Here is a 25,058-nt window from a genome sequence, read left to right on the forward strand (position 1 = left end):
CGACGCTTCCCCGGATGACGGCGGCGACGGGAGGCGTTACACCCCCATCCATGACCCAGGCCGATCCCTCCTCCGACGCTTCCGGCAAGACCTCCTCCTTCGGCTTCCGCGACGTGGACGCCAGGGAAAAGGTGCAGATGGTGCGCGGCGTGTTCAACTCCGTCGCCTCCAACTACGACCTGATGAACGACCTGATGAGCGCGGGCGTCCACCGCATCTGGAAGGACGCGACGGCGGCCAGGCTGAACGTCCGGCCGGGCGAGGTCGTGCTGGACATGGCCGGGGGCACCGGCGACATGGCCCGCCGCTATTCCAGGATGGCCCGCGCGGCCCAGGAACGGCGCGGCGGCGAGGACGCCACCGTCATCGTCATGGACTACAACGCCGAGATGATCCTGAACGGCGTGGCCAAGGGCGGCGAGCCCGAGATGGCCTGGGGCGTCGGCGACGCCATGCACCTGCCGCTGCCGGACGCCTGCCTGGACGCCTATTCGATCAGCTTCGGCATCCGCAACGTGGCCGACATTCCGCAGGCCCTGCGCGAGGCGCGCCGCGCGCTGAAGCCGGGCGGCCGCTTCATCTGCCTGGAGTTCTCGCGCCCCACGACGGGCGCGCTGAGGAAGGCCTATGACGCCTGGTCCTTCCACGCCATCCCGCGCATCGGCCAGCTGGTCGCCAGGGATCGGGATTCCTACCAGTATCTGGTCGAGAGCATCCGCCGCTTCCCCGATCAGCAGACCTTCAAGCGGATGATCGAGGAGGCGGGCTTCAGCCGCGTCAGCGTCACCAATCTGTCGGGCGGGATCGCCGCCATCCACCACGGGTGGGCGATCTGAGCCGGCTGACCTTCAACGCCCCGCCGCCGACGCCCAAGGCCCAGCCGGTCCGCCATCCGGTGGGCGCGGCCCTTCGCATGATCCGCTGGGGCTGGGTGCTGGCGCGCCACGACGCCCTGATCCCGCGCGAGGCCAACCCCCTGCTGCCCGCCTGGGGCCGCCCGTTCGCACGCCTGATCCAGATGTTCGCCAGCCGCAAGCATCGCGCCGGGCGACCCGGCCAGCGTGTCGGCGAAGCGTTCGAGCATCTGGGCCCGGTCGCCATCAAGCTGGGCCAGGTGCTGGCCACCCGCGCCGACATCTTCGGCCTGCAGTTCGCCCAGGATCTGGGGCGTTTGAAGGACAAGCTCCCGCCCTTCCCGCTGGAGGAGGCCAGGCGCGAGATCGAACGGTCGCTGGGCCGTCCCGCCGAGAGCCTGTTCATCGATCTGACCGAACCGATGGGCGCCGCATCGCTGGCCCAGGCGCACCCGGCCTGGCTGGCCGACGGGCGCAAGGTGGCGGTCAAGGTGCTGCGTCCCGGCGTCGAGCGCCGCGTGGCCCAGGGGCTGGACGCCATGCGCCTGGGGGCCAAGCTGGTCGACCGCTTCGTCGAGCCGGCGCGTCGGCTGGAGCCGCGCGCCTTCGTCGAGATCATCGCCCAGTCCTTGCAGTTGGAACTGGACATGCGGCTGGAGGCGGCCGCCGCCTCCGAACTGGCCGAGGTCATGGCCAAGGACGGCTATATGTCCGCGCCCGCCGTCGTCTGGGACGGGGTGGGCAAGCGGGTTCTGACGCTGGAATGGGCGCCGGGCCTGCCGATGACGGACCCGGCGCTGGTCGACCTGCCGGGCCTCGACAAGGACGCCCTGGCCGACAAGGTGGTGCGCGCCTTCCTGGTCCAGGCGCTGGATCACGGCGTCTTCCACGCCGATCTGCACGAGGGCAATCTGTTCGCCGACGCGCCCGCGCAGCTGACGGCCATCGACTTCGGCATCGTCGGGCGACTGGGCCCGGCCGAGCGCCGCTACCTGGCCGAGATCCTGTGGGGCTTCATCAGCCGCGACTACGACCGCATCAGCCGCGTCCATTTCGAGGCGGGATACGTGCCGCCGCACCATTCGGTCGACACCTTCGCCCAGGCCCTGCGCGCGGTCGGCGAGCCGGTGATCGGCCGACAGGCCAGCCAGGTGTCGATGGGCCGCCTGCTGGGTCAGCTGTTCGAGATCACGGCCCTGTTCGACATGCATATGCGCCCTGAACTGGTGCTGCTGCAGAAGACCATGGTCTCGGTCGAGGGGGTGGCGCGCCGCCTGAACCCCGATCACGACCTGTGGGACGCCGCCAAGCCGGTGGTCGAGCGCTGGATCAAGCGCGAACTGGGACCGCAGGCCCAGATCAAGGAGACGGTCGAGGAGGCGATGGCCGCCCTCAAGGCCCTGTCGCGTCTGGTGCAGAACCCGCCGCCGTCTCAGACGTTGGTGATCGAGAAGGCCGGAACGCGGCCCTGGGTGGTCGCCGCCGTCACCGTCGCCGTCTGCGCATCGGCGGCCGCCTTGGTGCTGACGCTTTGGCCGATGATCGTCGCCTGACGTTTCTTCGGAGTTTGCGCATGAAGACCCTTTCGCTGACCGCCGCCCTGATGGGGGCAAGTCTGCTGGCCGTTCCGGCCCTGGCACAGGCTCAACAGGCGCCCGCCCGTCCGGCGACCGGATCGGGCGCGGCTGCGGCCACCCTGCCGGGCGCTTTCGAGGGCGACGCCGCCCCGGCTCGTCCGCAGACCGCGCCCGCCGCGCCTGCAGCCACGACGGCGACCGCTCCGGACATCGCTCGCTCGGAAGAGGCCCTGCGCGCCGTCATCGCCGCCATGCAGTCCGGTCAGATCGACTACGCGGTCTTCACGCCCGACCTGGCCCAGCAAATCCGCGCCCAGTCCGGCCAGGTGGCTCCGTTGATCCAGCAGTTCGGCCCGTTGAAGTCGATCTCGCACCTGGACCAGCAGAACGGCGCCGACGTCTTCCGCGTCGTGTTCGACAAGCAGGCCACGGACTGGATCATTGGCTTCAATGACGAAGACCTCATCGCCGCCCTGCTGTTCCGCCCCGCCGAGGACTGATCAGTCCAGCGACGGCTTGCCGCGTCCGCTCTTGATCGAAGAGCGGCTGGACTTGGCCTGCAGCCGACGCTCCTTGGACGCCCGCGTCGGGCGGGTCGGCACGCGATAGACCGGCTTGATCGAGGCCTCGGCGACCATGGCCTCCAGCCGTTCGACGGCGTCCGCCTTGTTGCGCTCCTGGGTGCGGAAGCGCACGGCGCTGATGACGATCACCCCGTCCAGCGTCAGGCGGCTGCCCGCCAGCTTCATCAGCCGCGCCTTCACCGGCTCGGTCAGGCTGGGCGAGTTCTTGACGTCGAACCGCATCTGTACGGCGGTCGAGACCTTGTTGACGTTCTGCCCGCCCGGTCCGCCGGCGCGGAAGAAGCGGAACTCCAACTCGTCTTCAGGAATACGGCTCATGACGCCTCTCATGACGCCTCTCTGCGCGCCCGCACCACGGCCGCGTCTAGCGCCTGCAGGAAGCGCGAGCGGTCGGCGGCCGAGAAGGGCGGCGGCCCGCTGGTCGGCACCCCCATGGAGCGCAGGTGTTCGCCGATCATCCGCCCGGCCAGGGCCGAGCCGATGGAGTCCGCCGTGAACGGCTGGCCGTTCGACTTTAGCGCCTGCGCGCCCGATTTCAGCACCCGGTCGGCCAGCGGAATGTCGGCGGTGATGACGATGTCGCCGCGTTTGGCGCGCTCGGCGATCCAGTCGTCGGCCACGTCCGGCCCGGCGTCGACGACCACCTGTTCGATCAGAGACTCGCGCGGGGTGTTGATCCAGGCGTTGGACACCACGAAGACCTTCAGCCCGCAGCGGCGCGCCACGCGATACACCTCCTCCTTCACGGGGCAGGCGTCGGCGTCGATGTAGAGGGTGGTGGCCATGACAGGCTTATGGATTATCTGTTTCCTCGATGGGGGAGTTGATCAGTTGCTGCATGGTTTCGCCCGACATCTTTCGCACGAAGTCCCGGATTTCACGCAACACCGTAGGAAAATGCTTGTCGTCGTAGTGAACGGTTCTGGCGACATATGCCGCCAGTTTCGACTCGTTTATCGAGGCGACGAAGTCTCCAGAAGTTCTGTTCTGCCAGAAATAAACCATGGATAGGTCGGCGGCTGTGTCGATGTCGTCATAGTCGCCTATGTCCTGACGGATTTGAGGAAAGGTGGCGTTGTCATTGAGCAGGCGTACCAGGACTTCCCCTGTGAGGTCGCGAATCCTCTTGCGTCCAAACATCAGCGAAGGTCCGGCGGCGTGGCCTCTTGGGTCAGCAGGGCGATGGCTTCCTCGACCGTGACGATGGTCTGGGCCTGGGAGCCGAAGCGGCGGATGGCGACCTTGCCTTCCTCGGCCTCCTTGCGGCCGACGACGGCGATGGCGGGCACCTTGGCGACCGAGTGCTCGCGGATCTTGTAGTTGATCTTCTCGTTGCGCAGATCGATCTCAGTGCGCAGACCCGCCGCTCGGAACCTGGCCAGAACCTCCTGCGCATAGCCGTCGGCGTCGGACGTGATGGTCGCCACCACGGCCTGCGTCGGCGCCAGCCACAGGGGGAAGGCCCCGGCGTAGTTCTCGATCATGATGCCGATGAAGCGCTCGAACGAGCCCAGGATCGCGCGGTGCAGCATGACTGGGCGGTGCTTCTGGCCGTCCTCGGCGATGTAGGTCGCATCCAGACGTTCCGGCAGGACATAGTCCAGCTGGATCGTGCCGCAGGTCCATTCGCGGCCGATGGCGTCCTTGACGATGAAGTCCAGCTTGGGCGCGTAGAAGGCGCCGTCGCCCTCGGTGACGACCGGCTCGGTCCCGGCGGCGCGGGCGGCTTCCAGCATCTGGGCCTCGGCCTTGTCCCAGAACTCCTCGGTGCCGGCGCGCAGCTCGGGGCGGGTGCCCAGGCTGATGTATTTGGTCTCCATGCCGAGGTCCGCGTGGACCGAATAGGCCAGCTTGATGAACTCGGCCGTCTCTTCGACGATCTGGTCCTCGCGGCAGAAGATGTGGGCGTCGTCCTGCGTAAAGCCGCGCACGCGCATCAGGCCGTGCAGCGAGCCCGACGGCTCATAGCGGTGGCAGGCGCCGAACTCGGCCATGCGCAGCGGCAGTTCGCGATAGGAGCGCTGGCCCTGATCGAAGATCTGCACGTGGCCGGGGCAGTTCATCGGCTTGAGGCTGAGCGTCTCGCCCTCGACCGTCTCGCAGACGAACATATTGGCGCGGTACTTGTCCCAGTGGCCCGAGGCCTCCCAGAACTTGCGGTCCAGCACCTGCGGCGTCTTGACCTCGACATAGCCTGCGGCGTCCAGACGGCGGCGCATATAGGCCTCCAGCACGCGCCACAGCACCCAGCCCTTGGGGTGCCAGAAGACCATGCCGCGGCCCTCTTCCTGCATGTGGAAGAGCTCCATGGCGCGGCCCAGCTTGCGGTGGTCGCGCTTCTCGGCCTCCTCGATGCGCAGCAGATAGGCGTCCAGATCCTCCTTGGTCGCCCAGGCCGTGCCGTAGATCCGCTGCAGCTGGGCGCGGTTGGAATCGCCGCGCCAATAGGCGCCGGCCAGCTTGGTCAGCTTGAAGGCCTTGCCCACGAACTTGGTCGTCGGGAAGTGCGGCCCCCGGCACAGGTCGGCCCATTCGCCCTGTTTGTAGACGGTGATCGTCTCGCTCTCGGGCAGGTCGCGGATCAGCTCGGCCTTGTAGGTTTCGCCGACGCTTTCGAAGTGGGCGATGGCGGTGTCGCGATCCCAGACCTGACGCTCCAGCTGGGCGCCCCGGTCGATGATCTCGGCCATCTTCTTCTCGATCTTCGGGAAGTCGTCGGTCGAGAAGGGCTCGTCGCGGGCGAAGTCGTAATAGAAGCCGTCCTCGATCGCCGGGCCGATCGTCACCTGGGTGCCGGGGAACAGTTCCTGCACCGCCTGGGCCAGAACGTGGGCGGCGTCGTGACGGATGGTCTCCAGCGCCTCGGGATCGTCGCGCATCAGCAGGCGGAAGTCGCCGTTACCGTCGATGACGCGGTCCAGGTCGCGCTGCTCGCCGTTCCAGACGACCAGGGCCGCCTTCTTGGCCAGGGAGGGCGAGATGGCGGCGGCCACGTCGCGGCCCGTCGAGCCGGCCGGATACTGACGCACGGCGCCGTCGGGGAATTTCAGTTCGATCATGACGGTCGTTCTTTTTCGGTCTTGGCGGGCGGGACGGGATCATAGCCCGAACCGCCGAAGGGATGGCATTTACAGAGGCGCCGCACGGTGAGCCATCCCCCCCGCACCGGACCGTGCTGGATCAGGGCGTCGCGCCCATAATCTGAACAGGTCGGCAGGAACCGGCACTGCTGGCCGATCAGGGGGGACAGCGTCAGCTTATAGCCCCGATGGGCCGCGCGGACGCTGCGTTCGTAGAGAGACATCTGTCCCTTCGCCGGGGGCTCTGTTTCGGGTTCGTCGCGCTTATCCCTCTTCACAGCGGGGGGATCAACCGACGCGCCGTTCAGGCCGCGCCGGCGAGGCGAGTTCGCGTATCGGTGTGGTGTTTGGCCAATGCTCGATTCTCTTGGGCCTGCTGCACCGCTTCCAGCGTCGCCTCCAGCGCCACCATGGTCGAGGCGTGGCGCGCGGGATAGTCGGCGACCTGCTTCAGGACGCGTAGGGCTTCGAAGCGGCCCTCGGGGCCGTCGCCGCCGGATTTCAGCATGGCCGACATGGCGTCGCGCGCGGCCTCGATCTCATTCGCTGAGGCGCCAATGACGTTTTCGCCGACCACGCCCGCCGCCGCCTGCCCCAGGGCGCAGGCCTTCACCGTCTGGGCGAAGTCGCCGACGCGGCCGTCCGCGTCCAGCGTCACGTCGACGATCGCCTTCGACCCGCACAGCTTGGCGACCCGCTCGGCCGAGCCTTCGGGCGCAGGCAGGCGCCCGCTGTGCGGCAGGTTGGCCGCCAGCGACAGAATGCGCGCGCTGTAGAGGTCGTCGATCACGGGATGAAGATAGGCCTTCGCAGGCTGAAGGTGAAGAGAGGCAAGGCTTCTCCCTCCCCTTCATGGGGAGGGTGGTCGCGCAGCGACCGGGTGGGGAGGGCTTGGTGATCTGGGCTCTGCGCTTGAATAGCCTCGCCGCCCCCACCCGACTTCGCCCTTATGGGCTCAGCCACCCTCCCCATGAAGGGGAGGGAGAAAGTCGCGTCCTACCCGCCCTGCAACGACGACCACGTGCGCGCGGTCGGCGACGCCTCAGTGAGGGCGGGGGCGACGGCGGGAGAGGGCGCCTGCCCCGGCTGCATCCGCGCGGCCAGCCAGCGCAGGTTCTGGTCCGCCGCCTCGGGCGGCAGGTCGCGGCGCAGGATGGCCTCGGCCTCGGCGGTCTTGCCCTGCAGGCCCAGCGCAAGGGCCAGGTTCTGGCGCACCTGCAGACTGGCGCCCGGCTGGGCCGCCGCGCGGCGCAGCAGAATTTCGGCGGACGGGGCGTCGCCCTCGCCGATGCGGGCGATGGCGGCGTTGGTCAGGACGTCGGCGTTGTCAGGCGACAGGCGCAGGGCCTCGTTCCAGGCGGCGCGGGCGTCGTCGGGGCGGCGCACCTGCTGATAGGCCACGCCCAGCAGCGACAGGGGCCGCCAGTCGCGCGGCGCGGCGGCCTTGGCCTGCTCCAGCGCGGCGATGCCGTAGAAGGCCTGCCCGCGCGCGATGTGGGCGCGGCCGACCTCCAGCATGGCCTCGACATTGGCGGGCTGGACGATCAGCACGCCCTGGGCCGTCTCGGCCGCCTGATCGAACTGGCCCAGTTCGCGCAGGGCCTGAGACAGCTTGACCCCGGCGACCGGGTCGATCGGATTGAGCTGCTGCTCCTGGGCCCAGAAGACCGAGCGGCTGAGGGCGTCGGCCCTGTCATAGCCCGCGCGCGTGGCGGCGTCGGCGGGCGCACGCGGCGCGGGCGCTGTCTGGCCCAGGGCCGGGGCGGCGAGGGCCAGAAGCGTCAGGCTGACGGTTGCGGCGAGGGCGGCGTTGCGCGACATGGAAGGGGTCCGTGGCGGTTCAGCCTGTAGGGTCGCGCCGACGGGTCAAGGTTTGGTTAATCGGCGTTAAGCGTCGGAAAGGTCGCCCCATGTCCCCTCAGTCCGAACTGCTGATCGCCGTTTCCGCGACCGCGCGCCCGGTCCGCATCGTCAAGGCGGGCGCGGCGCTGGAGGGACGCATCGCCGCCTGGGCCGAGGCGAACGGCTTCACCGGCAAGGCGGGTCAGCTGCTGGTGGTCCCCGGCGCCGACGGCGCGCCGGAGCAGGCCTTGTTCGGCGCAGGCGAGGCCTTTGACCCCATGACGGCGCGCGGCCTGCCGACGCGGCTGCCTGCGGGCGATTGGCGGCTGGAGGGCGTCGAGGGCGAGGCGGCGCATTCGGCGGCGCTGGCCTTCGCGCTGGGGGGCTATCTGTTCGACCGCTACAAGGCCCGGCCCGAGCGTGGCCGGACGCGTCTGGTCGCGCCGGACGGCCTCGACCTGACGGCGACACTGAACATCGCCGCGGCCTGCGCCCTGACGCGCGAGATGGTCGATACACCCGCCGCCGACATGGGGCCGCTGCAGCTTGAGACCATCGCGCGTGAGATCGCCGAGGGCGCGGGCGCGAGCCTGACCGTCACCACCGGCGACGCCTTGCTGGAGGACAACTATCCGGCCGTCCACGCCGTCGGCCGCGCCGCCGCCCCGCATCGCGCGCCGCGCGTGCTCGAGATCAGCTGGAATCTGGACAAGACGGACCTGCCGCTGGTGGCTCTGGTCGGCAAGGGGGTGGTGTTCGACACCGGCGGTCTGGACCTCAAGGGCGCCGCCGGGATGCGCAACATGAAGAAGGACATGGGCGGCGCCGCTCATGCCCTGGCGCTGGGTCGGCTGATCATGCAGGCCGGTCTGCCGGTGCGGCTGGTGGTGCTGGTCGCGGCGGTCGAGAACGCCGTGTCGGCCGACGCCTTCCGACCGGGCGACATCCTGAACAGCCGCAAGGGCCTGACCATCGAGATCGGCAACACCGACGCCGAAGGGCGGTTGATCCTGGCCGACGTCCTGACGCGGGCGGGTGAGCACCAGCCGGACCTGACGCTGGATTTCGCCACCCTGACCGGGGCGGCGCGCATCGCTCTGGGGCCGGAGCTGCCGCCGCTCTACACCGACGACGACGCCCTGGCCGAGGGCGTGTTGAGCGCCGGTCGGGCCGTGGGCGACCCTGTGTGGCGGATGCCGTTGTGGGCGGGCTATCGCGCTTCGCTGGACAGCGAGATCGCCGATGTGCGCAACGATTCCGCCGCCTGGGCGCAGGCCGGATCGGTGACGGCGGCCCTGTTCCTGCAGAAGTTCGCCCCGACGACGGGAAGTTGGGCGCACATGGACGTCTTCGCCTGGAATCCGCGCGCCCGGCCCGGCTGGCCCGAAGGCGGCGAATCCCAGGCCATCCGCGCCTGCTTCCGCTACCTCAGCGACAAATTCGTCAAATAGCCAAGGCTGTTAACGCCCCCTTCGGGATCGGCGCCTAGGGTGGGCGGCTCGAATTGTCCGAGCCGTCTAGAGACCGCCGCTTGACCGATGTCCTGGCCCTGCTGCCGCCTGGCGCGCCCCTGATCCTGCGGGACGGGGATCGCGTGGTGCTGGCCGAGCAGGCGCTGGAAGGCCTGATGCGGGCCGAGGCCTATCGCCGGACCGACCCCGCTCACTGCCGCCTGCCGGTCGCCGACATCGTCGCGGACGATGGTCAGCGCATCGACCAGCTGCTGTTCGGCGAGGCCTTCGACATTTTGGAACGCAGTCAGGACCGCGCCTGGGGCCGCGCCCGACGCGACGGCGTGGTCGGCTGGGTCTCGCTGGAGGCCCTGGCGTCCGGCGCGCCCCTGGCGACGCGCCGCGTCGCCTCCGTCTCCGCCGCCCTGCCGCTGAACGCCCTGATCGGCGACGATGCTCCTGGCCTTACTGAGTCTGACCTTCAGTCCGTCGGCGCGTTCGAGCGCGACCTGGTCGCCGTGGCCGAGCGCCTGCTGGGCCGTCCGCACGCTCTGGGCGCCCGGTCTTCGCTGGAGACCGACTGTTCGGGCCTGGTGCAACAGGCCTTGCTGGCCTGCGGCCTGCCGGGGCCCCGCCGAGCGGAAGAGCAGGCCCGTTTGGGCCGCGCCGTGACGCGCGCGGACGCCCAGCGCGGCGATCTCGTCTTCTGGTTGTCGCAGGCCGAGGGCGACTGGACCGGCCATTCGGCCCTGATGATCGACGCCGAGCGCATCATCCATTCGACCGGCGCGCGCGGCGGCGTGGTGGTCGAGGCCCTGGCCGAGGTCGAGGCTCGCCTGACCGCCGACGGCTTCGCCTCCGCGATCTTCCGTCGGGTCTGAAACCCTAAAGCCTGATCCTGAAACGAAGAAAGGCGACCCGAAGGCCGCCTTTCCGTCGTCTGTCGTGTCCGCTCGCCCTTAGGCTTTCGGAGCCGGAGGCGTCGCCTGGGTCGCGGGGGAGTCGGCGGCGGGCGCCTCGGCCGGAGCGGCGCCGGCTTCCGTCGCGGCGGCGCCTTCAGCAGCCGGAGCTTCGCCTTCAGCAGCGGCCGGAGCGGCGGCGCCCGGCTGACGGGCGGGGTCCGGCGCCGGGATGGCGAAACCGGCCGAGCCTTGCGAGCGCAGCCAGGCGATCAGGTTGATGCGGGTCTTTTCGTCGCGGATGCCGGCGAAGGACATCTTGGTGCCCGGCACATAGCGGCCCGGCGCGTTGATGAAGTGATCCAGCTCGTCATAGTTCCAGGTCGGGGCTTCGGCCTTGTGCTTGGCCATGGCGTCCGAATAGGCGAAGCCCGCGCGGTGCATGGCGGGGCCGCCGACCACGGCGAACAGGTTCGGCCCGATGCCGTCGGCGCCGCCCGAATTGACGGTGTGGCAGGCCTGGCAGCGCGCGAAGGCGGCTTCACCGGCGGCCAGGTCGGCGGTCGGCAGGACCGTGCCCCAGTCGATCGGCAGGGCGGCTTCGGCCGCGCCCGCAGCCGCTTCGTCCGGCGCGTCGACGAAGTAGCCCATCTTCTCGGGCTGCTTGGTCTGGTAGACCATGCCCGAAACCTGCTGGACCACCAGGATGGCAAAGGCGGTGCCCAGGCACGCGCCCATAATCTTGTTCCACTTCAGATCGCCGCTCATTCCGCGTCGTCGCATCCCGTCTCTAGATGAGCCCCCCGACCGCGAAGCGGCGTTCAGGCGTATTCTTGCGTGGGCGTCTCTTACACGCTAGCGCGACCTTCGCAACCGGCCCGGACGTTTCCGGGCGTTTCAGGACGCATGGCGACCATGAATCCTCTGATAATGATACCCGCTCGCATGGCGGCCACCCGTCTGCCCGGCAAACCCCTGGCGGACATCGGCGGCAAGCCGATGATCGTGCGGGCGTGGGAGCAGGCCATGGCCTCGGGCTTCCGCGTCGCCGTGGCGGCGGGCGACCCTGAGATCGTCTCGGCGGTGACGGTGGCGGGCGGGGAGGTTGTGCTGACCGATCCCGACCTGCCCAGCGGGTCGGACCGCATTCTGGCGGCGGCTCTGGCGGTGGATCCGGACGGCGCCCACGATGTGGTCATCAACATCCAGGGCGACATGCCGTTCGCCTCGCCGGACCTGGCGAAAGCCTGCGCCGAGTTGCTGGCGCGCGAATCAGCCTGCGACATCGCCACCCTGGTCGCGACCGAGGCGGACGTCTCGGACCGGGCCAATCCCGATGTGGTCAAGGCGGTGCTGGCCTTGGCGGATGGCGGGACCAGCGGCCGCGCCCTCTACTTCACCCGCTCGACCCTGTACGGCGACGGCCCCGTGTGGCGTCACGTCGGCATCTACGGCTATCGCCGTGAAGCCCTGGCCCGCTTCTGCGCCGCCCCGCCGTCGCCGTTGGAGAAGCGCGAAAAGCTGGAGCAGCTGCGCGCCCTGGAGATGGGCCTTCAGATCTGGGCCTCGGTGATCGATGAAGCGCCGCTGTCGGTGGACAATCCAGCCGACCTTGAGGCGGCGCGCGCGTTGGCGTGACGCTCTTCCTTCTCCCACAAGGGGAGAAGGCTTTATTCCGCCGCCCAGCTTTCCAGCAGCCGCCGCGCGATGGCGTAGGGCGGCGGGGCGTGGATGGTCGGGTGCGTCTCGTCCAGAACGGCGCGCGCCTCGCCGCGGGTCAGCCAGGCGACGGCCTCCAACTCGGTCTGGTCGGGCGCGGCCTCGTCGGTCGTGACCTCGGCGATCAGGCCGATCATCAGCTGGGCCGGGAAGGGCCAGGGCTGGCTGGAGTGGTAGCGTACGTCCGACACCGTCAGCCCCGCCTCCTCCATCACCTCGCGGGCGCAGGCCTCCTCGATCGATTCGCCCGGCTCCATGAAGCCGGCCAGGGCCGACATGCGACCGGCGGGCCAAGCGGCCTGACGGCCCAGCAGGCAGCGCGGCTCAGCCCCGCCCTTATAGACAGGAAGCATGATGACGACCGGATCGACGCGCGGGAAATGCTCGGTCCCGCAGGCGGGGCAGACGCGCTTCCAGCCGCCAGACGCCTGATCCGACGCCTTGCCGCAGGCGGCGCAGAAGCCGTGACGACGGCGCCAGTCGAACAGGCTCTTGGCCGTGGCGGCGATGCCGGCGTCAGCCTCGGGCAGGACGACCGCCGCCTCGCGCATTTCGACGAAACGGCCAAGGCCCCCGGCCGGGCCGCTGGTCGGGTCGATGGAGCCTTCGAACTCGGCGGCGAAGACCGGCGCCCCCTTCCACAGACCGAGGAAGACGTCGCGGTCGCGCGCCAGGTCGCGCGCATGGCCCAGCGACAGCCAGACCAGCCGCTCGCTCCCCTCATGGGTTTCGACCAAGGGACGGCCTTCCCACAGGATCATGGCCAGGGCTTCGGGATTGGCTTCCTGCTCGGCCAGCCAGGCGGCGTCGTTGCGAAGGTCGCCGGAGCGGTCGAGCGGATTGCCGGAAAAGACGTTGCGATAGGGCATGAGGCTTCATAGCCCCGACGACGCGTGCAGGGGAGGGCTTGATTCCCGCGTCGTCCGCCGTCATATCCCCTCTCGGAGATCGCGGGCGAAGGCTTCGCCAACCTGGTCAGGGCCGGAAGGCAGCAGCCACAACGAATTCCCCTTCGGGTCGCGGTCTCCACCTTATTCTTAGGGCGCTATGTTCGCGCCGCGGGCGCTCACGACTTGAGCGCTTTTTTTATGCGCTATCGCTCGGCTCGCGGAGCCTCGCTGCTTGAGCGCGCTCCCGTATATATCGCCGCCCCCTGCCTCTCCGCCGTCATCCTCGGGCTTGACCCGAGGATCCAGAACCGCGTCCGCCAGACGTGTGAGCGCGCATCGCCCTGTCCAGCCGCCGTCGGCGTGGCTGGATCCTCGGGTCAAGCCCGAGGATGACGGCAAGGGAGAAGCCGTCGCGCAAGCTTCACGGAACCGGGCCGCGCCTCATTCGCTGAAAGGGCTTCGATCCCCACGATCAGGAGCAGGCGAATGAGCATTCTCGGCAAGATTCTCGGCGGCGTCTTCAGGAAGAAGGAGGCCCCGGCGGCGACGCCCGCAGCCCCCGCCCCCGAAGCGGCGGCCCCGACCCCGGCGCCCGCGCCCACGGCCGCCGCCGTCGCGCCCCAGCCCGCGGCCGAGGTCGACGTCGCCGGCATCCTCGACTTCATGAACGAGCAACGCGCGCAGAAGCTGAACTGGCGCACCTCCATTGTCGACCTGATGAAGCTGATCGGCCTGGAATCCTCGCTGGCCGAGCGCAAGGAGCTGGCCGACGAACTGGGCTACACCGGCGACAAGTCGGACAGCGCCAGCATGAACATCTGGCTGCATAAGCAGGTGATCCAGAAGATCCGCGACAACGGCGGCCAACTGCCCACCGATCTCTGAACCTCTCTGCGGCGCGAGGGGGTGCGCGAGCGCGCTCCTTCGCGCTAAGAGTGGGCCATGAGCGACGCCGATCACAGTCTCGATGGTCCTCCGTGGGAGGAAGACGCGCCCGAAGTCGAGGAGCGCGACCCCAACACCGACGACATGTTCGGCGCGCCCGCACCCGTCGCGGCCGCCGAACCCGCGCCTGAACCGAAGGCGGAGCCCGCGCCCGCCCCCGCTCCCAAGGCGTTCGAGGCGCCGCCCGCCGAGGGCGAGGCCTACACCGTTCTGGCCCGCAAATACCGGCCGCGCGCGTTCGAGGATCTAATCGGGCAGGAGGCGATGGTCCGCACCCTGACCAACGCCTTCGCCACCGGTCGGATCGCCCACGCCTTCATGCTGACCGGGGTGCGGGGCGTCGGCAAGACGACGACCGCGCGCCTGCTGGCCCGCGCGCTGAACAATGAAACCGAGACCATCGACAAGCCGTCCCTGGCCCTGAGCGCCACCGGGCGGCACGACGCCGCCATCATGGCGGGCCAGCACATGGATGTGATGGAGATGGACGCGGCGTCGCACACCGGCGTCAACGACATCCGCGACATCCTCGAAAGCGTCCGCTACGCCCCGGTCGAGGCCCGCTACAAGGTCTATGTGCTGGACGAGGTCCACATGCTGTCGACGCAGGCGTTCAATGCCCTGCTGAAGACGCTGGAAGAGCCGCCGCCCCACGCCAAATTCATCTTCGCCACCACCGAGATCCGCAAGGTTCCCGTGACGATCCTGAGCCGCTGCCAGCGCTTCGATCTGCGCCGCGTCGAGCCGGAGGTTCTGGTCGGCCATCTGGGCCGCGTCGCCGAGCGCGAAGGCATGAAGATCGAGCAGGAGGCCCTGGCGCTGATCTCGCGCGCGGCCGAAGGGTCGGTGCGCGACGGGCTCAGCCTGCTGGATCAGGCGCTGGTTCAGGCCGAACGCGGCGCGGTGGTCGAGACGGCCACGGTGCGCGACATGCTGGGGCTGGCCGACCGCACCCAGACCATCGCCCTGTTCGAGCAGACGATGGCGGGCAAGACGGCCGAGGCGCTGACGACCTTCCGCACCCTGTACGGCTACGGCGCCGATCCAGTGCAGGTGGCCAACGACCTGCTGGAGCACTGCCACGCGGCCTCGGTCGCCAAGATGCTGGGGCCGAACGCCACCCGCCTGCCCGGCGATCAGGCGCAGAAGCTGGCGGCGCTGGGCGCGGCCATCTCGGCGGGGACGCTGTCGCGGACCTGGCAGATGCTGCTGAAGGCGCTGGACGAGGTGCGGCGCGCGCCCAATCCGGCCGATGCGGTTGAGATGGCCATCGTGCGGCTGGCCTACGCCGCCGACCTGCCGGGACCGGAAGAGGCGCTGAAGGTGATCCAATCGGGCGGCGTGCCCGGCGGCGGGGCCGGTCCTCGCGGCGGCGGTTCAGGGGGCGGCGGCGCCTCGGCCATGCTGGCGGCGCGGCCGATGCAGGCGCCCGCCCTGCCCGATCCGCAGAGCTTCGAGGCCGTGGTCGCCCTGATCGGCGAGAAGCGCGAGATCACCCTGCAGATGGACGTGGAGCGCTACGTCCGCGTCGTCAGCTTCCGCCCCGGCGCCATCACCTATGAACCGGCCGAGGGCTCGCCCCATGATCTGGCGCGGCGTCTGGCGGGTCGTCTGAAGGAGTGGACCGGCCGCACCTGGCTGATCGCCGCCAACGGACAGGGCGGCGGCGAGACCCTGATCGAGGTCGAGAAGAAGGCCCGCGCCGCCCGCCGCGCGGCGGTCGAGGCCGACCCCTTCGTGGTGTCGATCATGCAGGCCTTCCCCGGCGCCGAGATCAAGGAGATCGTCACCCTGGCCCCGGCCGTCGAGATGCCCGCCATCCCCGACGACGGCGAGGCGGGCGAAGACGACTGAGGTCTCACCTCCCCGCCAAGTGGGGAGGAGGGAGATGCCGCTTACAGAATCTGGGCGGCTTCTTCGAAGTCGAGGCGAGGCGAGCGGGGGAACAGGTTCTCGTCCGTGCCGTAGCCCAGGTTCATGATGAAGTTCGGCTCGACATTGCTGTCGGGGAAGAACTCGGCCTTCACCCCCGCCGCGTCGAAGCCCGACATCGGACCCACGTCCAGACCCAGGGCGCGCGCGGCGATGGTCAGATAGCCGCCCTGCAGCGAGGCGTTGCGGAAGGCGGCCTCGCGGCGGCCCGCTTCTTCCGGGAACCAGTCGCGGGCGCCCGGCGCGTGCGGGAACAGCTTGGGCAGGGTCTCGTGGAAGTCGACGTCCTGGGCGATGATCAGATTGACCGGCGCGGCCAGGGTCTTGGCGCGGTTGCCTTCGGCCATGTGCGTCGACAGCCGGGCCTTGGCCTCGGGCGAGGTGACGAAGACGAAGCGAGCCGGGGTCATGTTGACCGCCGTCGGACCGAACTTGGTCAGGTCGTAGAGCTTGCGGATCAGGGCCTCGGGCACGGGGCGATCGCTCCAGCCGTTGCGCGTGCGCGCCTCGGTGAACAGCTGGGCCAGGACCGGGTCGGAGACCGGCATGTCACGGGTCGGGAAGGCGTCAAAGGCCATCAGAGCTTCTCCAGAAACTGATTAGTAACTTCAAGTGTGTCTAATTAGGCGTGCGTCGCTGCGCCGTCAAGGGGATCGGCCACATAAGTTGTGACGGATGCGACGTCGCCGGGCGCGGCGCGCTTTCTTCGCCGGGGTCTGGAGCCGCGCGGCGCTTCGCCCTATCTAGGGGCTATGAAAGACCTCAACGCCCTGATGCAACAGGCCCAGGCGATGCAGCAGAAGCTGCAGGACGCCCAGGCGAAAATGGCCGAATCCACCGCCGAGGGCACCTCGGGCGGCGGCCTTGTCACCATCGCACTGAAAGGCCCTGGCGAGATCACCTCGGTGAAGATCGACGACAGCCTGATGGCCCCCGGCGAGGGCGAGATCCTGGCCGACCTGATCGTCGCCGCCCACGCCGACGCCAAGCGCAAGCTGGACGAGATCAACAACGCCTTGATGCGCGACGCCGCCGGGCCGATGGCCGGGATGAACATCCCCGGAATGCCGAAACTCTTCTGATGGCCGCCTCCGCCGGGCCGGAAATCGAACGGCTCATCAGCCTGCTGGCCAAGCTGCCGGGCATGGGTCCGCGCTCGGCCCGGCGCGCGGCGCTCGCCCTGTTGAAGCGGCGCGAGCAACTGCTGGTCCCGCTGGCCGCCTCGCTGGCCGAGACGGCGGACAAGGTCGTCAATTGTTCGGTCTGCGGCTCGCCCGATACGCGCGATCCCTGCTCGGTCTGTTCGGATCAGGCGCGCGACAACACCCTGATCTGCGTGGTCGAAGAGGCGGGCGCCCTGTGGGCCATGGAGCGGTCGGGCGCCTTTCGCGGCAAGTATCACGTGCTGGGCGGCCTGCTGTCGGCGCTGGACGGCGTCGGCCCGGAGCAGCTGCGCATCGCCGAACTGATCGGCCGGGCGAAAGGCGGAGAGGCGAAGGAAGTGGTCCTGGCCCTGCCCGCCACCGTCGACGGCCAGACCACGGCCCACTACCTGGCCGAGCGCCTGTCGGCGGCGGGGGTGCAGGTCACGTCGCTGGCGCGCGGGGTTCCCGTCGGCGGCGAGTTGGACTGGCTGGACGACGGCACCATCATTCAGGCGCTGCGGGCTAGACGTCCCGCCTGACGCCTCCCTCTCCCGGGAGAGAGGGAGGCTATTATCCGCTCCCGACTCCCGCTAGGAACGGAGCATGAACACGCTTGAGCTCATCTTGCTGATCGTCGCGCTCATGGCGGGCGGCGGTTTCCTGTGGGCCTTCATGGGCTGGCAGAAGACGAAGGGCGCGCTGGACGCCGCCGACGCCCGGCTGGAGCTGATGGAGGAGAGCCGCGATTCCATGGCCGAGTTCCTCAAGGCCCAGGCGTCGCAGTCGGCCGAGGCGGTGGCGACCAAGCTGGTCGCCCGCGCCACCGAAACCTTTCAGGCCCAGGATCGCGTCGCACGCGAGCGGATGGAGGCCCAGCTCAAGCCGGTGTCCGAAACCCTGGCCAAGTTTCAGCAGCACGTCACGGCGCTGGAAAAGGCGCGCGCCGATGAGACAGGCGGGCTGAAGGAGCAGCTCAATCTGCTGATGGCCGCCTCCACCGCCACCCGCGACGAGGCGCGCCGCCTGACCGAGGCGCTGAAGGGGAACACCGGACGTCGCGGCCGCTGGGGCGAGCAGACCTGCCGCAACGTGCTGGAGGCGGCGGGCATGGCCGGCCGCTTCGACTTCGAGGAGCAGAACTCTTCGGCGACCGAGGAGGGCCGCCAGCAGCGCCCCGACTTCATCGTCAAACTGCCCGGCGGCGGCATGTTCGTCATCGACGCCAAGGTGTCCCTGGCCTTCCCTGACGAGGCGGACGGCGACGAGGAGGCCCAGGCCCGCGCCATGTCCCTGCGCACCGCCGCCAGCATGAAGACCCACGTGCGCCAGCTGTCGTCCAAGGCCTATCAGGACCAGTTCAAGCCCAGCCCCGACTTCGTCGCCATGTTCGTGCCCGGCGACGCCTTCCTGGCCGCCGCGCTGGATCACGAGCCGGACCTGATGACCACGGCCATGGCCTCGCGCGTGGTCATCGTCACGCCCACCACCTTGTTCGCCCTGTGCAAGGCCGTCGCCTACGGCTGGCGCGCCGAGGAGCAGGCCCGAAACGCCGAAGACGTCGCCAAGCTGGGCAAGGAGCTCTACAAGCGGCTGTCGGTCATGGGCGGCCACGCCGCTTCGGTCGGCAAGGCGCTGGACGCGGCGGTGTCTCGCTACAATCAGTTCGTCGGCTCGCTGGAAAGCCAGGTCATGGTCTCGGCCCGCCGTTTCGAGGATCTGAAGGTCGATCACGAGGGCAAGGAGCTGCCCGAACTGAACGCCGTCGAACAATCGCCTCGCGCCCTCAGCCGCCCGGAGTTGCTGAACGCCCCGGAGTGACGACTGCGTGTGACAAACATGCTTGACGCCCTGCGGCCGGGCTGTAAAACTTGCTTGTCAAATCAGTTTACGCGCGGCGAGCCTATGAAATCGATGAAACCTCTCGGCCTGAAAGGCGTCGCGGCCATGTTCGGCCTGGTGGTGCTGATCGGCTTTTTTGGCGGACTCGGCAGCGGCTTCCTGGCCGACCAACCCGGTACAGTGGCGTTCTGGACGACTGTCGCCTTCACCGCCGTCACGATGGCCGCCGTCCTGGGCGTGTCCTACTGGTGGTGGAGCCGTCTCGACGAGGCTGCGCGCGAGGCGCACAAATGGGCCTGGTACTGGGGCGGCAGCACGGGGATGTTGGTGGGTCTCGTCCTCATGCTGATGCTGACCACGCGCCCGGGCGACATCGTTCTTCCCGCCAGCCTGGGCGAGACGCCCGCTGATCTGGTCGCCGCCGGCATGATCATGATCTTGGGCTTCCAGCTCATCGGCTACGGCCTGGCCTGGGTCTGGTGGTGGCTGGGCCGTCGTTGAGGAGAATGCCGTGAGCGACAGCGCTTTCCTGGGCGACAGGCCCTTGGCCCGAACCGGTGTGTTGTTCCTGCTGAAGATGGCGGCGGGCGTCGTCTGGCTCGCCGGCGCCGCCTGGGGCGGCGCCTACCTGTCCAAGGGCGGCGACGCGCTGCCTTTGAAGGCGCTGGCCGCCGCCGCCGTGGTTCTGCCTGTCTTCGTCTGGATCGCCGTGCTTCGCCGACAGGCGGCGATCGATGAGTTGGAAGAACGTTTGGCTCTGATGGCGCAGGCTCAGGGCGGCTGGTGGGCCCTGGCCTACGGCTCGACCCTGTTCGTCATCTCGAGCCTGATGGGCGATGGAGTCAGCCCTGTCATGTTGGCGACTCTGCCTGCGGGCGGTTTCCTGTTCGGCGAGGCGATGGCCCAGGGGGCGCGTTTCAACCTGTCGCGTCCCGGCCAGGAGAGACGCGCATGAAGAACCGTCTCAAGGTGCTGCGCGCCGAGCGCGACTGGAGCCAGGCGCACCTGGCCGACGAACTGGGCGTGTCGCGTCAGACGGTGAACGCGCTCGAGACCGGCCGCTACGACCCCTCCCTGCCGCTGGCGTTCAAGATCGCCCGGCTGTTCCAGATGCCGATCGAATCCATCTTCATCGACGAAGAAGGCTGACGGCTGTTTCTCTTTTGCGACCCTTAGGAGCCTGACCATGATCCGCCGACTCTGGAGCCGCGCCGCCGCCTCCGTCTCCGCCGCCGCCCTGACCGCCGTCCTGCTGGCGCCGACGACGCCCGCCTTCGCCCAGGCCGCGCCCGCCGCCGCCGATCCGGCCGCCGTGACCGCCGCCCCGGCCGGGTCCGGTCCGCGCCTGTGGGTGGTCAAGGATGCGGACTCCACCCTCTATCTGTTCGGCACCGTCCATGTGCTGAAGCCCGAGACGCCGTGGGGCAGCGCCAAGCTGGACCGCGCCTTCGCCGGCGCCGACGAATACTGGTTCGAGATCGCCGACCTGAACGACGCGGCCGGCGCCGTGCCGATCATCCAGTCCAAGGGCGTCTCGCCCGACCGTCCCCTGTCCAGCCTGCTGACCGCCGAGGAACAGGCTGACCTCGACGCCGCCGCCCGCTCTATCGGCGCGACGGCGGCCCAGTTGGACCCGCTGCGTCCGTGGTTCGCGGCCCTGCAACTGGCCATGGCCAGCATCACCAAGGCCGGCTACCTGCCGCAGAACGGCGGGGATCAGGTGCTGCACGCCCGCGCCGCCGCGACCGGCAAGCCGATCAAGGGCTTCGAGACCATGCCCCAGCAGATCGGCTTCATCGCCGACATGTCGGAAGAGGCGCAACTGGCCATGCTGCGTTCGGGTCTGAAGGAGTTCGATCAGGCGCCGGAGTTCCTGGGCCGCATGGTCGGCGCCTGGTCGACCGGCGACGTGGATGGCCTGGACGCCCTGATCGGCCAGGAGATGAAGGCGGAATCGCCCGAGATGTACGAGGTCATGCTGACGCGCCGCAACACGGACTGGACCAATCAGATCGTGGCTATGCTGGAAGGTTCGGGCACAGCCTTCATCTCGGTCGGCGCCGGCCACCTGGCGGGGGCCGACAGCGTCCAGGCCATGCTGGCCAAGCGCGGCGTCACGGTCGAGGAAGTGCGCGACTGACCCATCGCGGTCTCTGTCAAAAAATCCAAAGGCCCGGTTCGCCGGGCCTTTTCTTTTGGCCCGCGCCCTATATCTTCGCCGCTCGCTTCGGCGACGCGGGTATAGTTCAGAGGTAGAACGTCAGCTTCCCAAGCTGAATGTCGCGAGTTCGATTCTCGCTACCCGCTCCAACACTTAGCTGGTCTTTTACAGGCGAGTTTTGTCGCCGGTTTTGCGCTTTCTTCCTCCGTTCGGCTTGGTCGATGTGCTGGATGGGTTCGTCGCGCTTCACGTACCGGTCGATAAGTCGCTCCACGCGGACCTCGCACCAGCCCATGACATCCGCGATTTCGCGAGGCGTTAGCTCTGCGCGATAGAATCTCGTTGCCGCCGTCCCTCTCAAGTCATGAAAGTGAAGCCCCTTGGCGCACGCTTGATTGCAGAGGTCCAGGACGCGCTGAAGCCGGCGCCCAACGGCGACATCCTCCTGGCGTCCGTGAACTGCGTACTCCTGCTGATGTCGCTGATCATCGTCTTGGGTCGGTGGGAGTGGCGCGCGTACGCTCCGCTGCGTGACGCGACTTTGTGACGTCAATTTCAATCCTGACCTGTGGTATTGAGCGCCTACATTCTCTCTTAAGTTGAATTGAAGCATCCTGTCGGCTCAATCAGGAGCCCAACGATGCAGAAGGCGTGTGGTTCTGGAGGGCGGGGCGTGCGGCGCGAACGGCGCGGCGCGGCCGCCATAGAGTTCGCCATCGTCGGCCCGTTTTTCCTGCTGCTGGTCGTAGGCATGATCGTCTATGGCGGCTGGCTGTGGATGGCGCACTCCGTACAGGCGGCAGTGTCCGAGGGCGCGAGGGCCGCCGTCGCCGGACTGGATGCGGCCGAACGGGAAGGGCTGGCCCGCGACGTGGTCGCCGATCATCTGCGTGATCTGGGGCTGAGGAGCGGCGACGCAACGGTCGAGATCGATGCGGATGGTCGCTTCTTCCGCGTCGTAGTGGCCTATGACGCCGGACGGCATCCGTTGATGGCGCTGGCGCCGCTGACCGTGCCGCCGCCCAGGGTCATCCGCCGCACCGCCGTCATTCAGATCAGCGAGGCGTGATATGCTGAGACGACTGATGGAACGAAGCCTGCCCGCGCGCCTGCGTCGGGATCGGCGCGGCGGGGTGACGATCATGTCCGCGGTGTTCGGCGGCCTGATCTGCGTCAGCGCGGCCCTGGCGGTCGATGTCGGGGTGGTCGTTCTCAAGGGGCGCGAGCTTCAGGGCGCGGCCGATCTGTCGGCCCTCGCCGCCGCCGGCGCTCTGAACGACGCCGAGATGGCCGCCGAGACGACGGCGCGCGCCAACATCGCTGATCTGTCAGGCGTTCAGGTGGAAACGGGAGTATATACGCCTGATCCGGCCTTGCAGCCGTCAGAACGATTCGTTGCCGGCGGGACTGACGTCAATGCGGCGCGGGTCGTGGCGACAGCGCCTGCGCCGTTGTTTTTCGGTCGGTGGATCCTGGGCCGGGAGACAGTCAGCGTCACCAAGCAGGCGACGGCGGCGCGGCCGGGCGGGGCGCCTACGGCCATGTTCTCGATCGGATCGCGCCTGGCGTCGCTGGACGGGGGCCTGGCCAACGCTCTGCTGTCGGCGCTGTTGGGTGCAAGCGTGTCCCTGACCGCGATGGACTATCGCAATCTGGCCGACGCCCAGGTCAGCCTGCTGCAGTTTTCGGACGCTCTGGCCGTGGACCTGGGCGTGACCGCCGGCGACTATGACGCCCTGTTGAAGCATGAGATGGAGACGCGCCGTGTCCTGCGGGTGCTTGAAAGAGTCGCGGGCTCTGACGCGAAAGGCGGGTTGGGCAAGCTGGTCGGCGCGCCCGCCGATGCACGCCTGAAGCTGGGTGATCTGATCGGGGTGGAAGCCGAGGCGCGTCACGGCCTGCGCGAGCGCTTGAACGCGCAGGTGTCGGCCTTGGATCTGCTGATGGCGACGCTGCAGACGGCGAACCAGGAGCGTCAGTTGGCCCTGGACGTCGGCGCTCGGGCCGGGCTGGCGGATCTGGACGTCATGCTGGCGATCGGCGAGCGCCCGAACCGTTCGTCCTGGCTGACGATCACCGGCAAGGGCGAACCGATCATTCGCACGGTGCAGACGCGGCTTTACCTGAAGGCGACGGCGCTAGACCGTGTTCCTCTGGTAGGTGCGCTGGCCCAGGTGAAAGCGCCGATCCTGGTCGAAGTCGCCGGGTCGGAGGCGCGGTTGAAGTCCATCCATTGCGGGCCCTCGCCGCGTGTTCTGGTGGAGGCGAAACCGGGCGTGGCGCGGGTGCGGCTAGGGCAGGTCAACGAAAGGCGCCTACACGATTTCAAGTCCGAGTTGACGGTATCGCCGGCCGCTCTGGTCTCCGTCCTGCTGATCAAGGTTGAGGGTAAGGCCGACATCCAGGTTGCGGACATGACTTGGAGCGAGCTCGGCTTCACCGGCTCGGATATCGGTTCGAGCGAGCCCAAGACGGCGCAGTCGAGCGGTTTCATCAACGGCTTGATGGTCAGTCTGCTTCGCGATTTGGAACTGACGGCCCTGGGGTTGCCGCTGCACATCGTCACCCAGCCGCTGGGCGTGGTGCTGACGCCGCTGGGGCCGGCGCTGGATGCGGTGGTTCAGCCGCTGCTGCAACTGTTGGGCGTGGGGGTGGGCGAAGCCGACGTATGGGTGCACGGCGTGCGCTGCCCCAACCAGGGCGGGACGCCGCAACTGGTCGGTTGAAGCGGGGGCGGGGCGGCGACTTCGGCCCCGCTCGACGTCAGCCTTCGGTCGGGCGCAGGCCGGTGGCGGCTTGCTGCACCGCGGCCGGACGACGTTGGCCGCCGGCGGCGATGACGCGGTCGATGCGGGCCTTTTCGGCGCGGAAGGCGGCCAGATCGGCGCCCGCCAGGACGGTGCCTTCCTGGGTCTTGATGCCGGCCGGATTGATCCGCTGGCCGTTGCGCCAGATTTCATAGTGCAGGTGCGGGCCGGTGGAAGCGCCGGTCGAACCGACGTAGGCCACCACCTGGCCCTGGGTCACGCGCTGACCGGCGCGCATGCCCGAGGCGAAGCGCGACAGGTGGCCGTAGCCGCTTTCCAGCCCATTGGCGTGGCGGATGCGCAGCCAGTTGCCGTAACCGCCCCAGCGACGGGCCTCGACCACCACGCCGTCGGACGGCGCCACGACCGGCGTGCCGGTGGCGGCGGCGAAGTCCATCCCCTGGTGCATCTTGCGGTAGCCCGAGATGGGGTGGGTGCGGACGCCGAAGTTGGAGCTGACGCGGCGGAAGTTCTGCAGCGGGGTGCGCATCATGGCGGTGCGCGTGTTTTTGCCCGTGGCGTCGAAATACTGGGCCGTCTTCGAGCCGGCGGGCTGGAAGCGGTAGAAGGCGTGGCCCTTCAGCTCGGCGTAGAGCAGTTCGCCGGTTTCCACCGTCCGGCCCGATTCCGTGACCATGCGGTCGAAGACCAGGGTGAACTCGTCCGAGGCGCGCACGTCGCGCTGCATGTCGAACTTGTGGGCGAACAGCTGGCTGGCGCGGCGCACCACGGCCGAGGTGGCGCCCAGTTCGCGAGCGCTGGCCGACAGGGAGCGCTGCACCTTGTCGTTGGCGACGACGGTTTCCTCTGTGACCTTCTCGTCCAGCGAGCGCAGGCGCAGGGCGCCGTCGAAGCTGCGCGACACGGTCAGCTGGCTGGCCGGGCCGGTGCGCATGGTCAGGCCGATCAGGCGGGCGTCGCCCAGGCCGCCGCGCGGCTTGGACACGGCGGTCTCGAAGCGGAGACCCGCGCGCAAATCCTTGAGATCGAAGGCGCTGGCGACGGTGTCGGCGACAGCGCGGGCTTCATCGGCGCCGACGCCGGTGCGTCGCACGGCCTGTTCGAAGGTTTCGCCGCGACGAATCTGGACGGGAATGGCTTCCGGAGCGGTCATGCCGGCCGGCGCGGCGGCGGCGGCGTAGGCCTGCGCTTCAAGCGATTCGATCTGTTCCGCGGTCAGGACCGGAACTTCCTCGGCCTTCACCTGTTCATATCCACGACCGGCCAGCAGGGCGATGCCCACGGCGGCGCAAGTCGTCAGCAGGTGCGGCGCAAGCCGAACGGGCTGGCGGCGAGGATCGAACTGAGCCATGGGTCCCCGGCATATCGACGA

General features: G+C 68.9%; 28 protein-coding genes, 1 tRNA gene and 1 other RNA gene. 19 read left to right on the forward strand and 11 right to left on the reverse strand.

Translation table 11 applies throughout. From position 1 onward, the window contains the following. Nucleotides 1-50 precede the first annotated feature (50 nt). The 3 genes from ABC419_RS03480 to ABC419_RS03490 are packed head-to-tail and all read left to right on the forward strand — an operon-like array spanning nt 51 to nt 2,931. Complete coding sequence (locus ABC419_RS03480) at nt 51-836, forward strand: class I SAM-dependent methyltransferase (protein WP_412876348.1); 786 nt, start codon at nt 51-53, stop codon at nt 834-836. After that, on the forward strand, nt 824-2,407 hold the full coding sequence (gene ubiB, locus ABC419_RS03485; protein WP_412876347.1) for a 2-polyprenylphenol 6-hydroxylase: 1,584 nt from the start codon (nt 824-826) through the stop codon (nt 2,405-2,407). Before ABC419_RS03480 ends, ubiB begins: the two co-directional genes overlap by 13 nt. Before the next feature lie 20 nt (nt 2,408-2,427). After that, entirely contained in the window at nt 2,428-2,931 is a 504-nt protein-coding gene (locus ABC419_RS03490; RefSeq protein ID WP_125900404.1) for a hypothetical protein, read from the forward strand. Here ABC419_RS03490 and arfB read toward each other — a convergent pair whose 3' ends face one another. The 7 genes from arfB to ABC419_RS03525 all read right to left on the reverse strand — a co-directional run bounded on the left by arfB (nt 2,932) and on the right by ABC419_RS03525 (nt 7,916). Then, nucleotides 2,932-3,333, reverse strand: coding sequence for an alternative ribosome rescue aminoacyl-tRNA hydrolase ArfB (gene arfB, locus ABC419_RS03495; protein WP_046652431.1), 402 nt, complete (start codon nt 3,331-3,333; stop codon nt 2,932-2,934). A gap of 8 nt (nt 3,334-3,341) precedes the next feature. Next, nucleotides 3,342-3,800: a YaiI/YqxD family protein gene (locus ABC419_RS03500; RefSeq protein WP_412876346.1), complete on the reverse strand. Its 459-nt coding sequence runs from the start codon at nt 3,798-3,800 to the stop codon at nt 3,342-3,344. Between the two features lie 7 nt (nt 3,801-3,807). Further along, complete coding sequence (locus ABC419_RS03505; RefSeq protein WP_412876345.1) at nt 3,808-4,155, reverse strand: hypothetical protein; 348 nt, start codon at nt 4,153-4,155, stop codon at nt 3,808-3,810. Further along, nucleotides 4,155-6,074 (reverse strand): threonine--tRNA ligase, encoded by a 1,920-nt coding sequence (gene thrS, locus ABC419_RS03510; RefSeq protein WP_412876344.1) that lies wholly within the window; start codon nt 6,072-6,074, stop codon nt 4,155-4,157. The genes ABC419_RS03505 and thrS overlap by 1 nt, the downstream gene beginning before the upstream one ends. After that, nucleotides 6,071-6,319, reverse strand: a complete 249-nt coding sequence (yidD, locus tag ABC419_RS03515; protein WP_412876343.1) for a membrane protein insertion efficiency factor YidD — start codon at nt 6,317-6,319, stop codon at nt 6,071-6,073. Before yidD ends, thrS begins: the two co-directional genes overlap by 4 nt. Nucleotides 6,320-6,399: 80 nt before the next feature. Further along, nucleotides 6,400-6,885, reverse strand: a complete 486-nt coding sequence (locus ABC419_RS03520; RefSeq protein ID WP_412876342.1) for an iron-sulfur cluster assembly scaffold protein — start codon at nt 6,883-6,885, stop codon at nt 6,400-6,402. Between the two features lie 206 nt (nt 6,886-7,091). Beyond that, nucleotides 7,092-7,916 carry a tetratricopeptide repeat protein gene (locus ABC419_RS03525; RefSeq protein WP_412876341.1) on the reverse strand — a complete coding sequence of 275 codons (825 nt, stop codon included), beginning with the start codon at nt 7,914-7,916 and terminating at the stop codon, nt 7,092-7,094. Between the two features lie 89 nt (nt 7,917-8,005). Here ABC419_RS03525 and ABC419_RS03530 point away from each other — a divergent pair, with 89 nt between their 5' ends. Both ABC419_RS03530 and ABC419_RS03535 read left to right on the forward strand, forming a co-directional pair. Next, nucleotides 8,006-9,388: a leucyl aminopeptidase family protein gene (locus ABC419_RS03530; RefSeq protein WP_412876340.1), complete on the forward strand. Its 1,383-nt coding sequence runs from the start codon at nt 8,006-8,008 to the stop codon at nt 9,386-9,388. 80 nt (nt 9,389-9,468) lie between these two features. Then, nucleotides 9,469-10,269, forward strand: coding sequence for a C40 family peptidase (locus ABC419_RS03535; protein WP_412876339.1), 801 nt, complete (start codon nt 9,469-9,471; stop codon nt 10,267-10,269). A gap of 78 nt (nt 10,270-10,347) precedes the next feature. Here ABC419_RS03535 and ABC419_RS03540 read toward each other — a convergent pair whose 3' ends face one another. Next, on the reverse strand, nt 10,348-11,070 hold the full coding sequence (locus ABC419_RS03540) for a c-type cytochrome (RefSeq protein WP_412878055.1): 723 nt from the start codon (nt 11,068-11,070) through the stop codon (nt 10,348-10,350). 132 nt (nt 11,071-11,202) lie between these two features. Between ABC419_RS03540 and ABC419_RS03545 the strand changes: the two genes are divergently transcribed. Beyond that, the gene (locus tag ABC419_RS03545) at nt 11,203-11,925 is read left to right on the forward strand and encodes a 3-deoxy-manno-octulosonate cytidylyltransferase (RefSeq protein ID WP_412876337.1); all 723 of its coding nucleotides are present in this window, start codon (nt 11,203-11,205) and stop codon (nt 11,923-11,925) included. A gap of 32 nt (nt 11,926-11,957) precedes the next feature. Here ABC419_RS03545 and nudC read toward each other — a convergent pair whose 3' ends face one another. Next, on the reverse strand, nt 11,958-12,875 hold the full coding sequence (nudC, locus tag ABC419_RS03550) for an NAD(+) diphosphatase (protein WP_412876336.1): 918 nt from the start codon (nt 12,873-12,875) through the stop codon (nt 11,958-11,960). Nucleotides 12,876-12,946: 71 nt separating this feature from the next. Between nudC and ffs the strand changes: the two genes are divergently transcribed. The 3 genes from ffs to ABC419_RS03565 all read left to right on the forward strand — a co-directional run bounded on the left by ffs (nt 12,947) and on the right by ABC419_RS03565 (nt 15,695). Continuing rightward, nucleotides 12,947-13,040: signal recognition particle sRNA small type (gene ffs, locus ABC419_RS03555), an RNA gene on the forward strand. A gap of 342 nt (nt 13,041-13,382) precedes the next feature. Beyond that, on the forward strand, nt 13,383-13,781 hold the full coding sequence (locus tag ABC419_RS03560; RefSeq protein ID WP_088410556.1) for a DUF3597 domain-containing protein: 399 nt from the start codon (nt 13,383-13,385) through the stop codon (nt 13,779-13,781). A 57-nt stretch (nt 13,782-13,838) separates the two neighbouring features. After that, entirely contained in the window at nt 13,839-15,695 is a 1,857-nt protein-coding gene (locus ABC419_RS03565; RefSeq protein ID WP_412876335.1) for a DNA polymerase III subunit gamma/tau, read from the forward strand. 41 nt (nt 15,696-15,736) lie between these two features. Here ABC419_RS03565 and ABC419_RS03570 read toward each other — a convergent pair whose 3' ends face one another. Beyond that, entirely contained in the window at nt 15,737-16,351 is a 615-nt protein-coding gene (locus ABC419_RS03570; RefSeq protein WP_411914339.1) for a malonic semialdehyde reductase, read from the reverse strand. 174 nt (nt 16,352-16,525) lie between these two features. Here ABC419_RS03570 and ABC419_RS03575 point away from each other — a divergent pair, with 174 nt between their 5' ends. The 10 genes from ABC419_RS03575 to ABC419_RS03620 all read left to right on the forward strand — a co-directional run bounded on the left by ABC419_RS03575 (nt 16,526) and on the right by ABC419_RS03620 (nt 23,644). Next, nucleotides 16,526-16,855 (forward strand): YbaB/EbfC family nucleoid-associated protein, encoded by a 330-nt coding sequence (locus ABC419_RS03575; RefSeq protein ID WP_003166260.1) that lies wholly within the window; start codon nt 16,526-16,528, stop codon nt 16,853-16,855. Next, the gene (gene recR, locus ABC419_RS03580) at nt 16,855-17,457 is read left to right on the forward strand and encodes a recombination mediator RecR (protein ID WP_200166396.1); all 603 of its coding nucleotides are present in this window, start codon (nt 16,855-16,857) and stop codon (nt 17,455-17,457) included. The genes ABC419_RS03575 and recR overlap by 1 nt, the downstream gene beginning before the upstream one ends. A gap of 64 nt (nt 17,458-17,521) precedes the next feature. Then, complete coding sequence (locus ABC419_RS03585; protein ID WP_200166398.1) at nt 17,522-18,736, forward strand: DNA recombination protein RmuC; 1,215 nt, start codon at nt 17,522-17,524, stop codon at nt 18,734-18,736. Between the two features lie 93 nt (nt 18,737-18,829). Then, the gene (locus ABC419_RS03590; protein WP_234287598.1) at nt 18,830-19,258 is read left to right on the forward strand and encodes a hypothetical protein; all 429 of its coding nucleotides are present in this window, start codon (nt 18,830-18,832) and stop codon (nt 19,256-19,258) included. Between the two features lie 10 nt (nt 19,259-19,268). Next, nucleotides 19,269-19,712, forward strand: a complete 444-nt coding sequence (locus tag ABC419_RS03595) for a hypothetical protein (RefSeq protein ID WP_412876334.1) — start codon at nt 19,269-19,271, stop codon at nt 19,710-19,712. After that, on the forward strand, nt 19,709-19,906 hold the full coding sequence (locus ABC419_RS03600) for a helix-turn-helix transcriptional regulator (RefSeq protein WP_003164157.1): 198 nt from the start codon (nt 19,709-19,711) through the stop codon (nt 19,904-19,906). The genes ABC419_RS03595 and ABC419_RS03600 overlap by 4 nt, the downstream gene beginning before the upstream one ends. Before the next feature lie 37 nt (nt 19,907-19,943). Then, nucleotides 19,944-20,897 (forward strand): TraB/GumN family protein, encoded by a 954-nt coding sequence (locus tag ABC419_RS03605; protein WP_234287599.1) that lies wholly within the window; start codon nt 19,944-19,946, stop codon nt 20,895-20,897. A gap of 95 nt (nt 20,898-20,992) precedes the next feature. Continuing rightward, nucleotides 20,993-21,067 (forward strand) — tRNA-Gly (locus ABC419_RS03610). A gap of 524 nt (nt 21,068-21,591) precedes the next feature. Further along, the gene (locus tag ABC419_RS03615) at nt 21,592-21,987 is read left to right on the forward strand and encodes a TadE/TadG family type IV pilus assembly protein (RefSeq protein WP_412878765.1); all 396 of its coding nucleotides are present in this window, start codon (nt 21,592-21,594) and stop codon (nt 21,985-21,987) included. Between the two features lie 16 nt (nt 21,988-22,003). Continuing rightward, complete coding sequence (locus tag ABC419_RS03620; RefSeq protein WP_412876332.1) at nt 22,004-23,644, forward strand: TadG family pilus assembly protein; 1,641 nt, start codon at nt 22,004-22,006, stop codon at nt 23,642-23,644. Between the two features lie 37 nt (nt 23,645-23,681). Here ABC419_RS03620 and ABC419_RS03625 read toward each other — a convergent pair whose 3' ends face one another. Next, entirely contained in the window at nt 23,682-25,037 is a 1,356-nt protein-coding gene (locus tag ABC419_RS03625; protein ID WP_200166403.1) for a M23 family metallopeptidase, read from the reverse strand. Nucleotides 25,038-25,058 lie beyond the last annotated feature (21 nt).

It is taken from the genome of Brevundimonas phoenicis, assembly GCF_047237745.1.
In the GTDB taxonomy this organism is placed as follows: Bacteria; Pseudomonadota; Alphaproteobacteria; order Caulobacterales; family Caulobacteraceae; genus Brevundimonas.